This window comes from Bacillus multifaciens, assembly GCF_030756675.1.
Classification (GTDB): Bacteria; Bacillota; Bacilli; order Bacillales; family Bacillaceae_G; genus Bacillus_A; species Bacillus_A multifaciens.
The window spans coordinates 43,248-55,529 of sequence record NZ_JAVBXD010000034.1 but is presented as its reverse complement, the minus strand read 5'-3'; the positions used below and the strand labels follow the sequence as shown (position 1 = coordinate 55,529).

Here is a 12,282-nt window from a genome sequence, read left to right as displayed (position 1 = left end):
ACCTATAGATTTAGCAATTGTCTTTCCGCCTTCAGTACCCTCTAAATATCGTTTTACTGCTCGTATTTTTTCTTTTGAAGAAAATTTAGCCATAAAAAAGTGCACCTTCAATTGTTAGACTGTGTCTAACAATTGGGGTGCACTTCATTGGAAGAGTGGCTTTTTTTAACCTTACATAAATGTAAGGTTTATGTAAGAGAAATAGATAGCCTGTTATTATGGTAAATGGTATAGTAACAAGGTGATTTGGAAAAGAATTCTAATATAATTTTTTTATAGAGATAAGGTTTCTTATATAACAATTCTAATTGTGTAAGGAAGTGTAATCGTGGCAACAGTAATGATGAGATAAGGTAAAGCGAGGGATATAGTAATGAAAACAGTGTTAGAAGCTAAGGATATTAGAAAAGTATATAATACTGGTGGAAATACATACGAAGCGTTAAAAGGCATTAACTTGCAAGTGAAAGAAGGCGAGTTCGTTGGAATTATGGGACCGTCTGGATCGGGGAAAACAACGTTATTAAATGTTCTTTCTACAATTGATAACGCAACGAACGGTGAAGTTTTAATTGATGGAAATGATATTGTGAAAATGACTGATGATAAATTAGCGTTGTTCCGTCGCGACCACTTAGGATTCGTTTTCCAAGATTGTAATTTATTGGATACGTTAACGGTACAAGAAAACATTGCGCTCCCGCTGGCATTATCAAAAGTTAAGGCAAGTGAAATTGACCGTCTAGTTCTTGAAATCGCGAAAAAATTTGGCATTGATCATATTTTGGAGCAATATCCATACCAAGTATCTGGTGGACAAAGGCAGCGCTGCGCAGCTTCTCGTGCAATTGTTACAAATCCAAGTATGATTTTTGGGGACGAACCAACGGGAGCGTTAGACTCTAAGTCTGCAACTGATTTATTGGAGAGTTTGAAAGCATTAAATGAATATGACCAATCGACAATTTTAATGGTTACACATGATGCATTTGCCGCAAGTTATTGTGAGCGCGTTGTTTTTATTAAAGATGGTGAGTTATTTAAAGAACTGCACAGAGGAGAATTAACACGTAAGCAATTTTTTGGACGGGTTTTAGACGTAATGTCTACGATCTCTGGGGGTGCAGTAGATGACGTTATCTAGTATTGCCCTTCGTAATATAAAGCGTAACTTTAAAGATTATGCTTTATATTTTATGTCGATGATTTTTAGTATCGTCATTTACTTTACGTTTGCATCGCTTCAATATAATACGCAAATGGAAAAGGCAGCGGAAGGGTCAAAGGAAATTAGCGGTGCCTTCCAAGTTTCTAGCGTGATGCTCATTATTTTCGTAGCATTATTTATTATTTATTCCAATGGTTTCTTTACACGTAAACGAAAAAAAGAAGTTGGTTTATATTCTTTACTCGGAATTCGGAAACGCCAAATTGGGAAAATGCTGTTTTATGAAAATATGTTAATGGGGTTAATGTCGCTAGTAATAGGGATTATAATTGGCAGCGTACTGTCTAAGGGATTTCTTGAATTATTAGTAGGCTTAATGGGGCTTGATTTACAAGTTTATTTTGAGGTCCCATTAGCGGCGATTATTGATACAACTGTTGTTTTCTTTGTTATTATTTTATATACATCGTTGCAAGGATATCGTTTAATTTATCGTTTTAAACTGATTGAACTATTTCGCGCTGAGCGTGAAGGAGAAGGAATGCCGAAAGGATCTATTATTATCGCAGGTATCGCTATATTTTTAATTGGTTCTGGGTACTTCTTATCACTTTTGTTTACGAAAGTTATTAAATATGCAGACTTCATGATAATCGCATTTTATATTTTATTTGCGACTATACTTGGTACGTATTTATTCTTTATGTTCTTTACAGTTGTTGTTTTAAGAAGAGCAAGAAATTATAAATCATCCTTTTATAATGGAATGAATATGGTAACAACATCTCAGCTTTTATACCGCATTAAAGGAAATGCAAAATCTTTGGCGACAATTGCTATTTTGAGCGCGGTAACATTAACGGCTGTTGGTACATCTGTTACGACGTATTATAATACATTTACTCAGGCGAAAGATTTTGCTCCGTATAGTTTTTCTTATGAGAAAAAAGATCCCGCTTTCGAACAAAAGGTGAATGCAATCTTCGCAGAAGAGAAGAAACGTAATTCGATTACAGAGCAATTTGAAATTGAAATGGTGCCGGTGAAAGGGAAATTCGAAGGTGAAAAAGCAGATATAAGTATGAATTCTCATTATATGATGACGGAACAATATCAACTTGTGTCACAGTCTGCTTTCAATGTAATTGCGAAAAAGATGGATGTGGACGTGGTAAGTTTAACTGCTGGAGAAGCATTTATATTTGATGGTATGTATATCGAAGGACACGAGTTTAGTACAGCATATAAAGGTAATAAAGCAGTGTTTCCTATTGGAAATGAAACGAAGGCATTAACAATTAAAGATGCTGAAAGTCGTAATGTTACGAACTTAGGAGAATTAGTTGTTGTTGTGCCAGATGACGTATACGAGCAAGCGAAAAAGACAGTTGAAACAAGAGTTGTTAAAAATATGAATGTAAAAAATGAGAAAGACAGTAAAGTATTAACGGAGAAGCTAGTAAAGACTATGCCGAGAGGGTCTGAAGCTGCACCGGTCTTTAGAGATTTCTATACAGGGTTTAAAGGCGGAATGGAAGCAGCGGGTATGATGATGTTCATCGGTGTTTTCTTAGGACTTGTATTCTTACTGGCAACAGGATCTATCATTTACTTCAAACAGTTAACAGAAGCGAATGCAGACCGTGATCGTTACGTCGTACTTCGTAAAATTGGAGTAACAAAGCAAGAAATGAAGAAAGCAATTGCAAAGCAGATCTTCTATATTTTTGCGATTCCGTTGGTGGTTGGAATTTTGCACAGCTTATTTGCGTTAAAAGGATTATCAAACTTATTGCCGTTTGAAATTTTAATTCCGTTATTAATGAGTATCGGTGTATATAGTATCATTTATGTTGGATATTACTTTTTAACAGTTCGTTCTTACTTTAAGATTGTGAGCGGGGAGTAGGAAAAACTCCCGTAAATCAGTTTAACTACATCATCCTTTCTAAAATAGAAATAGCCCCTACTCCAATGATTAGAGTAGGGGCTTACATTTTATAGATAATACTGACATAAATCAAAGTTTTTTTCTGTTGGCTGTTTTATTCAGATTTCCTGCCTAATTCTTTATTAAAATTGCCATATAAGGCATTGTTGTAAATTCATTTGCCTTTAGTAAATCAAATACATTTTTTAGATAAAAAACGTTATGCTCAACTGATTTTGCGAAAGATTGAATAAGTTTGATTACTAAATCTGTCGTTAATTCTTTATGAAAGCCTGCCATTCCGATTAAATGAAGTTTTATCATTGAATAGTGAATGACTAGCATCACATAATCATCGAAAATCGTTTTGTGTCCAAGTGGGAACAAGTTTTTAAATACATAATTGACTAGGTAATTTTCTAAAATGTACTCATGTTGTGTCATAAATGGCTCGTAAAATTCTTCATAGGCCTTTTTATAGTGCTCTGTAATCTCTTCAACAGATGCTTCTTTTGTATATTGAATACCTTTTAACATCTCTGTTAAACAATCGCGGTATCGTTGGCTTGTTATAGCTGTGCTAGCACGATAATCGACTAATTCTTTACATAATTCCATTTGTACCGCCAAATGAGTAGGTATTTTGTCAAGTGATTCTTTCATTCCTTGATTAGACATCCAGTTGGTGAAATTAGCAATGACATTTGGAATTCCATGAACATCATCTTGATCAATGTGTTTCTGTATCTTTTGATAGAACATTCCCAAAATGATAAGACGCTCCGCTAGCGTATAAGAGCGGTCTTGGATAACTTGAATAGAGAAAATTCGTAATTCCCAAAAATATTTTTTTGGCGTATTATCGATTTTCAGGCCATCTGTTTTTAACTGTTTTACAATGGACCCAGGAGTACTAGCCGGTTCTTCAATCTCAGCAAAATCAATACCATTTGGATTTAAAAGAGCTAAACGTGCAACTTCAGGACATGACGTAGTAGCTGATTTCTCAATTACGCCGTTAATACTATTAATAGAGCGGGGGTAGACTGTACAAGTATTAGATAAATACTCTTCCCCTAATTTTAATTGAACCTTGCAAAGGTTCTCTTCAGATAGGAAGGAACATCTTCCTCCATCCTCCATTTTAATTTTAGCGTAAGACGAAGAAGATGGATTTGAACGTTGTCTTGTTACCTTATTCTTGAAAAGTGGCTTTAGTTCTAAATCACGAGATTTTTTGTATTTTTTATACGTGTCTTCATCAACTGTCACTTTCCATCCAATGCAACAAGAATCTTCACACTCTGATCCTATACAAGAGAATTGTTGCATATACTGAGGAACAAGTAGCTGTCTGTTTTTTGTGTCATTAAGTGTCATAGTACGCGTCTCCTTAGCTAATATTACAATGAGCTTTTTATTATGTATCAATTGTATATTAAGAAATACAGATTATCAATATTAGGTTGAGATAGTATTTTGGACATGAGAAAGTTACATCTAAGATACTTTCTTAGCTTAAAAAGGGACAGCTCTTATTTATATGTAAAAAAGCGAGGCTACCCAAAAGTGAACCTATTGGGACAACCTCGTTTTTTGTTAAGTATAATTATATTATTTATCCGTTGCAACTGACGCAATATATGGTAAGTTTCGATATTTCTCAGCACAGTCAATGCCGTAGCCAACGATGAATTCATCTGGGATCACGAAGCCAACATATTCAGCTGTTAAATCAACTTTACGGCGCTCTGGTTTATCAAGAAGCGTACAGAATTTTAACGTTTTTGGTTTATGCATTAAGAAGTGGTCTTTTAAGAAGTGAAGTGTTAAACCAGAATCGATAATATCTTCTACTACGATTACGTTTTTACCAGTAATATTTACATCGATATCTTTTAGTAATTTTACTTTTCCAGTTGTTGTTGTTTGGTTCCCATAGCTAGATGCAGAAATAAAGTCAATTGTTACGTCATTTTTAATATGGCGAATTAAATCTGCTGCAAATACGAAAGAACCTTTTAATACAGCAATAACAAAAATTTCTTCTCCTTCAAAATCACGTTCAATTTGCAGTGCTAATTCTTTTACCTTTTCTTGCAGCTGTTCTTGTGAGATTAAAGTGTCTTTTAGTTGAATGTCCATTGAGAGCCTCCTACATTGTCAAACTTGTGAACAGTTTGACTGTAAAGGATTGAGGGGGAAAAGTCAAAGGAGAGAGTACTTATTTTAAATAGGAAATGCAAAATATTCAGAATATGCAAATGCAACCTGGAAAAATGACATAAAGTAAAACTTTAATCAGTGGGGGTTTTCTTCATCCCCCACTGATTATTAGCCCTCACCAATCGGGCTTTTACTGCCCGTTAATGCGGGATAAAAACATCTTTCTTTTTAGTGGAGGACGAGAGCATCTGGCCATGCATAGTAGCGGTCAGTTCCTTTTCCTGCTACTTAAAACAAAGGGAGCAAGAAAGTGCAGGTCATGGTGTATTCTGCATAGCAGCGATTTATATATGATTACAAATGAAAATTTTAAATTTGTATATCCTTATTAAATATTATAATCCTTACAAAAATGTAAGGTTTTTTGTAAGGTTAATCGATAGTTTAGCAGCATGATTTTGAATAAACTTATCTATGTAAGGCACACACATTTTAGGGAAATAAGACGTTAGGCACTACAACTGAAAGGAGAAAGAGAATGGAGAAGCGCTCAGCGGCTCTTGCTTTATTATTAGAGAATGATGCGATTATGTTAGCTAATAATAAGGATTGTACAACTGTAATTGATCGGCGAGAAATACCAGTAGATTCACGCGATAAAATAGTATGGTACAAATGGAATGAGAACTACAAAGAGAATATAAATGAGCAATATCACATAGGGTATGATGTGCATAGAGTTGTTTTATGGAATGAGATGAAATCTTGGATTCATAAGCAAGACGGTAAAAATAATTTTGAAAGCAGCTGCGCACTCCATTCTCAAACTCCTGAAATGGTAAGAAAAAGAGAATCGCATTAGGAAAGTAACTTGGAATACTGAGGCACAAAAAAAGATTGTTGATTAAGCAATCTTTTTTTATTTGTATAAATACAAAGTAACTACTCAGTCACTCTATGAAAAACCGATAGAAAAGCATTTTTTTAAGTGATCGAGAGGGACTGGCTATGTATAATAGCGGTCAGGGCCTTTTCCTGCCACGCGCAAAGTTTTAAAACAAGGAAAGCCCGATTGGTGAGGGCTAATAATCAGTGGGGGATGAATAAAACCCCCACTGATTAAAGTTTCACTTTATATATATTTCTTCTACTAAACGTTTGCTGTAATAAGTATAAAAAAATGCCCTTTATCTGATTTTTTTTGGTCAGATGAAGGGCGTTTTCTTTCATGTTTTAAGTTGTTTTAGGATTGGAGTCCCTGTTTTTTGTTGTATTCTAGTTCTTTTGCTCCTCGATGAGCCAATATACAGCATATGATACAGCAAATCGTTGCTGCTAGTAATACGTAGAAGCCACCATTCCATCCTACTTTGTCAACCATTACACCAAAGAGGGTAGTACCTAAAGATGCACCTAAAATGTAGCTCATAAAACCTCGCAAACCAACCGCAGAACCAACAGCGAAAGGCGGAACTACCTCCATAGTTTGTACTGAAGCTAGGAATTGTGGAATATAAATCAAGCATCCAATAATGGCGGCGAAGATAGTCACCCAGTGTAAAGATGTACTTTGCCAGTAACCAATGATACAGAAGAGTATCATTGTCATAGCGATGATTGCTGGCGGCATGCGGTGCCCTTTGAATAATTTGTCTGATAGGTAACCAGCCAGAAGAGTAGAAGGAATAGCTGCCCATTCAAAGAATAAAAAGGCAACACTCATCTCTTCTTTAGTGAAATGTTTCACATGTAATAAATAAATAGGTAACCAGCTTATAATGCCGAAACGAACCATGTAAACGAAAACATCTACGAAGGAAACGAACCATGCATTTTTGTTAAATAAAACATAATTCTTGAAAATCTGCCAAGCACTCATGTCTGCTGGCGGTTTTGAATCAGCATTTTGTTGTGTTTGTGAATCGGATTCGTCCTTGATAATTTCGTTTAGCGGAGGCAAGCCTTCGCTTACCGGTGAGCCTTTAATAAGGGTTAGTATTATAAGTGCAATAACAATAGCTATAGCAGCTGGAACTTGGTAGCTTGCCGCTTGCCAGTGATTGGAGCCTAACATCGCAAAACTCATACCAACGATAGGTGCTACGATACCTCCACCTATATTGTGAGAAATATTCCATATAGCACCGATAGTTCCTCTTTCCTTACGAGGAAACCAGTTTGCGATAGTAATAAAGCTAGGTCCAACGCCCATTCCTTGAAAAAATCCATTAAAAACAACGAGAATTGCAAACATCCAGAATGCCGTGCTGAAGCCCATCATAATATTGACCATAGCACATAGAAGTAAACCAAGTGCCATATACCTTTTAGGATTAGCTTTGTCGGCTATACTACTCATCAAACCTTTACTAATTCCATAAGCGATAAGCATGGAACTGCTTAATAAGCCTACTTCTGTAGCACTAAGATTGAGTTGTTCCTTCAAATAAGGAGTAGATAAGGCAAAATTGTTACGTACTATATAGTAAGCTATGTAACCCAAGAATACTCCTAATAAAGATTGTAGCCGGAAAAGCTTATAGGTTTTTTGAACCTGATCTGGTGCTATTTTTGTAGTAGCGATTTTAGGTTTCAAAAATGAGAACATACTATCTACCTCGATTTCTTTACTTTGATTTACAGAAAAAACTTAGATTAGCATGAAATTAAGTATTTCAATAGAATGCCTTCTTGGTGAAGACGTTTTCAAAACACTTGTGTTGTATCATACCTCCTTTGCTACATTATCTTATATGCCAACTCGTTAAACTATCAGCAAATATCTGATTTTGTGTAAGAGTTTATCTGACAAAAAAACATTCAGGGCTATATATAGTAGCGATTTATATATACTTGCTGACACAATTCCGACATGAAAAGTAGTTTAGTATACAATCTTCCATGGATTTCATGGATTGTTCTGAAGTAATATATAAATATAAATTTCGAAAGCCTTAAATTAAGGTATTTCCACATAATGCATAAAGCCCTCGCCTGCAAGAATGGAGGAAAGTATGATAAATTTGTTGAGGCTTTTTTTTATATTTTTTATTACTTTACTTGCAATAGGCTGTCAGCATGATCGCTCAAGCTCTCAAATTATTTTCTCCGAATCTGAAGTTATGCCTGTTGCTTCTCAAGATGAAAAGCCCTCTCCTGTACGAATTGCAATTTCAAGTGTGTTATCACCGACGGATACAATTATGTACTACAGGAAAATAGCTGATTATATTGGAGAAAAGCTCCATAGACCCGTAATTTTAATCCAGCGCAAGAGTTATAATGAGATTAGCATGCTAATGATAAATGGAGGTGCTGACATCGCTATACTTTCAACAGGAGCGTATATTACCTACAAACATGTCGAAGGCCTTGAAGCAATTGCTATGCAAGAACGAATGGGAGTTCCCTATTACTATGGTTATGTTGTCGTACACCGTGAAAATGAAATATCCGATATAAATGATTTAAGAGGTAAAAACGTTGCCTTTACCGATCCAACCAGTTATTCCGGGTATATTTTTGTGAGGAAAAAATTAGCTGAATTAAGTGAAACTCCAGAGCATTTCTTCGGTCGTTATGTTTTTACATATAATCATGAAAGCTCCTTAGGCGCTGTGATAAATAAGGTTGTTGACGCAGCTGCTGTTGATAGTTTAGTTTTTGAACGCACGAAACGTCAAAATCCAGAACTAGTTAAGGATTTAAAAATTATTGCAAAAACGGAACCGATTGGTACCGGTCCTGTTGTCGTTAGGAGTAATTTGCCTGATGAAGAGAAGAAAATTATTAAAGAAAGTTTCATTTTCATGCACGAACAAGAACCAATAAAATCAGCTTTTCAGGGTCTGTTTATTGATCGTTTTGTTCCATTTGAACCTAAGTTATATGAGGTCACCTATGAAATGGATAAATAAATTACAAATAAACCAGAAGATATTTGGAGCTATCCTCGTTTCACTACTCTTTCTTGCTCTATTATTGGGATGTATCATTTGGGAATCGCTCACAAAAATGATGACAGAGGACCTTAAAAAGCGTGGCGTAAATATCGCTGAAAATGTTGCGGCATTGTCTTCGGATTACATTCTAACTGACGACTACTATTCGATTCACCTCCTCATTACCCGTGCACAGGAAGCGAATAAAGACGTTCGTTATATACTGGTCATTGACAATAATAATGTTCTTATTGGAAATACATTTTCTAAACATCTACCGAAAGGAATATTAAACGCACATAAGCCTAATGGTAGCAATAATGAAAAGTCCGCCATATTAACTTCAGATGAAGGAAATATCCATGACATACTTGTTCCAATTGAAGGTGGAGATGTAGGATTTGTTAGAGTTGGAATGGCAGAAAAAGAGGCGAAAAGCTATATTTTTACTAAAATAGTAGAATTGGTTTTCGCTACATTTTTGGTATGCATGGGAGCGGCAGGTATAGCTTATTATGTAACTCGTATCATTACCAAACCAATCAACAGTTTAGTTGATATAGCATCAGGTATATCAGCCGGTAATTTATCCTTAAGGGCTAAAACAGAGGGTGACGATGAAGTTGGAAAACTAGCGCGGGCTTTTAATGAAATGGCTGATAACCTGATTAGTTCGAGTACGGCAGTAGAAAAATTACTGAAGGAACTTCAAGAAAAGGATGCTCTTCGAGATACGTTAATCTTGAAATTATTATCCGCGCATGAGGAGGAGAGAAAAAGAATTTCTCGTGAACTTCATGATGAAACAAGCCAAGCTCTTACGTTTCTAATGGTTACAATGCGTGTTTTGGCTAATGAAGCTAAAGATGCTGAACAACAGGAGCTACTTAATGTAAGTCGAGAGACTGCGGCAAATATTTTACGAGAAATTAGAGATTTAGCGGTAGAATTAAGACCACCGATCCTTGATGATATAGGTTTAATTCCGGCATTAAAGAAATATATAAGAAAGTTTGAAGAAAAATTCGCTCTTGCTGTAATACTGCACGTTCCCGATGATGACATTGCTACCATAGATAGTCATATCGCTGTAGCACTATACCGAATTGTTCAAGAAAGTCTTACTAATGTGGTGAAACATACAGTAGCGACTGAGATTGTAATTAATATGGAGATTAATGATTATTCTATTAAGCTAAGCATCCATGATAATGGACAAGGCATACATGAGACTGATTTTGAAAAAGCTCGCCAGCAAAATCGGATTGGAATATATGGAATGAGAGAAAGAGCTGAATTACTAGGCGGTTCATTTTTTATCAAAACTCACAAAATCGGTGGGACTGAAGTTATGGTGTCTATCCCAGTAAAACAGAGAGAAGGGTGTCAAGATGAAAAAGACAATCAGCATAATGCTAGTTGATGACCACGCCTTGATAAGATCAGGTTTAAAACTACTACTGCAAAAAAGACCGTCCTTAAAAGTTGTAGGTGAAGCCTCTGATGGGCTTGAAGCCCTTCAACTTTACGACATTTTAAAACCTGATATTTTGATATTGGACATATCTTTACCACGCTTAGATGGGATCCAGGTTCTTAAAGAGATTAAATTACGTTATGAACAAGCGAAAGTCATAGCGCTCACCATGCACGAAGATGAGGACTATATAACGTTAATCATGAACGCGGGAGCTTCAGGTTATGTCCCTAAAGCAGCTGTAGATGAAGAATTATACACTGCTATTGATTCTGTTATGGACGGGTACCTATACCTTCGTCCAAAGGAAATTTCAACGATGTTAAAAAGAGTACAAAATGAAACGGAGTCCCGAAATCCTTATGTAATTCTAAGTCCGCGTGAACGGGAGGTATTGCAGTATCTTGTTAAAGGATTTTCATTGTCTGAAATTGCTCAAGAGTTAACTATCAGTATAAAAACGGTTGATACTCATAAGACGAGAATGTTGAACAAACTTAATCTTTCTAAGAAAAGTGAACTTGTTCAATATGCCATAAAGTATAATTTAATCAACATGATATAACGGGATAATGTTTGTTATAAAGTAAAACTTCCATCAGTGGTTTTTTTCATCCCCACTGATGGAAGTTTCATGTTATCTACAATATTTTTCTCTTAAAGCTAGTATATAGTCTACAGATTGTTGAACACCTTTTTCTTGATCTTCAAGCATTTTTTCTAATAGATGTTCAGGTGGATAATAGTAATCTTCCGTCTTAAGAACATCTAAGTCATATGGAGGATTTTCTACTTTGAATGCTCCCTCACCGACTTCGTATACGCCTCCAGTTCCTTTTGGACGTTTAAATTGAGCTACATATGGAAAACACATTTCTACATTGATTCTCGTTAGTGTTGATTCATTCACTAATATTTTAAAACATTCTTCTAAGTCGATATTTCCAGTTCCTGCTGGAACCCCACAAACTATATGGTCTTCACCGTCATGAATGACAATATGATCTTTAAAATGAGTTGTGTAGGCATACGGAGCTAATTTTCTAACTGCTTCAACTGGATCTTCCCATGCCATCATTCCATTTCCTAAATCACAATGTGCTCCAACCCAAGGGCTATTCACTTCTTCAATAATTTTAATTACCTCAGCTGTTGTTTCTTCTTCGTGATTTTCGACTCCAAGTTTAATTCGATATTTTTTTAGTAATGGTACGACTTGTTTGAGTTCTTCAGGAGCTTTAGCCATCTTTTCAGCATCGTATTCACCTACACAAACGTAAGTCCGGATGACATCTGCACCAATTTGATTTGCAATGTCTATTACTTTTGATAAATGCTCTATATCTGTACCTCTTGTATCAATTTCAGCATATAAACCATGTTTTTGAATTTCATCTCGAATCTTTTTCAAGTGATCAGGCTCGTTCCCGCCAAGCACTCCCCACTCTGGATGTAAATGTTTGTCTGCCTCATTTGTAATAATATTAATTTGTACCCCGTCCAATCCAAGTTCAGCAGTTCTTCTTATAAAGTCAATAATATCCATACGTTTATTGTGGAAAAATAAATGATAGCTTTCTGTTTCTAATCCAATTTTCAT

At 35.6% G+C, this 12,282-nt stretch carries 10 protein-coding genes; 6 read left to right on the top strand and 4 right to left on the bottom strand.

All coding sequences use genetic code 11. The features are described 5' to 3' along the window. Window positions 1-373 precede the first annotated feature (373 nt). Window positions 374-1,144, top strand: a complete 771-nt coding sequence (locus Q9306_RS18970; RefSeq protein WP_306201263.1) for an ABC transporter ATP-binding protein — start codon at window positions 374-376, stop codon at window positions 1,142-1,144. Continuing rightward, complete coding sequence (locus Q9306_RS18965) at window positions 1,131-3,077, top strand: ABC transporter permease (RefSeq protein ID WP_306201261.1); 1,947 nt, start codon at window positions 1,131-1,133, stop codon at window positions 3,075-3,077. Before Q9306_RS18970 ends, Q9306_RS18965 begins: the two co-directional genes overlap by 14 nt. Before the next feature lie 153 nt (window positions 3,078-3,230). Here the strand turns inward: Q9306_RS18965 and fliB are convergent, their stop codons facing one another. Further along, the gene (fliB, locus tag Q9306_RS18960; RefSeq protein ID WP_306201259.1) at window positions 3,231-4,478 is read right to left on the bottom strand and encodes a flagellin lysine-N-methylase; all 1,248 of its coding nucleotides are present in this window, start codon (window positions 4,476-4,478) and stop codon (window positions 3,231-3,233) included. Window positions 4,479-4,712: 234 nt separating this feature from the next. Next, the gene (gene hpt, locus Q9306_RS18955; protein ID WP_306201257.1) at window positions 4,713-5,243 is read right to left on the bottom strand and encodes a hypoxanthine phosphoribosyltransferase; all 531 of its coding nucleotides are present in this window, start codon (window positions 5,241-5,243) and stop codon (window positions 4,713-4,715) included. A gap of 559 nt (window positions 5,244-5,802) precedes the next feature. On the opposite strand from hpt, the gene Q9306_RS18950 reads away from it, so the two are divergent. Next, window positions 5,803-6,126 (top strand): hypothetical protein, encoded by a 324-nt coding sequence (locus Q9306_RS18950; RefSeq protein ID WP_306201256.1) that lies wholly within the window; start codon window positions 5,803-5,805, stop codon window positions 6,124-6,126. Window positions 6,127-6,507: 381 nt separating this feature from the next. Here Q9306_RS18950 and pgtP read toward each other — a convergent pair whose 3' ends face one another. Then, entirely contained in the window at window positions 6,508-7,872 is a 1,365-nt protein-coding gene (gene pgtP / locus Q9306_RS18945; protein WP_306201255.1) for a phosphoglycerate transporter PgtP, read from the bottom strand. A 406-nt stretch (window positions 7,873-8,278) separates the two neighbouring features. Between pgtP and Q9306_RS18940 the strand changes: the two genes are divergently transcribed. From Q9306_RS18940 to Q9306_RS18930, 3 genes are read left to right on the top strand one after another with little or no spacing between them, the layout of a single operon-like run. After that, window positions 8,279-9,181, top strand: coding sequence for a substrate-binding domain-containing protein (locus Q9306_RS18940; protein ID WP_306201254.1), 903 nt, complete (start codon window positions 8,279-8,281; stop codon window positions 9,179-9,181). Further along, a complete protein-coding gene (locus Q9306_RS18935; protein ID WP_306201251.1) occupies window positions 9,165-10,628 on the top strand; it encodes a sensor histidine kinase in 1,464 nt (487 codons plus the stop codon). The genes Q9306_RS18940 and Q9306_RS18935 overlap by 17 nt, the downstream gene beginning before the upstream one ends. Beyond that, window positions 10,597-11,247, top strand: a complete 651-nt coding sequence (locus Q9306_RS18930; RefSeq protein ID WP_306201250.1) for a response regulator — start codon at window positions 10,597-10,599, stop codon at window positions 11,245-11,247. Before Q9306_RS18935 ends, Q9306_RS18930 begins: the two co-directional genes overlap by 32 nt. A gap of 72 nt (window positions 11,248-11,319) precedes the next feature. Here Q9306_RS18930 and Q9306_RS18925 read toward each other — a convergent pair whose 3' ends face one another. Then, a complete protein-coding gene (locus Q9306_RS18925) occupies window positions 11,320-12,282 on the bottom strand; it encodes a sugar phosphate isomerase/epimerase family protein (RefSeq protein ID WP_306201249.1) in 963 nt (320 codons plus the stop codon).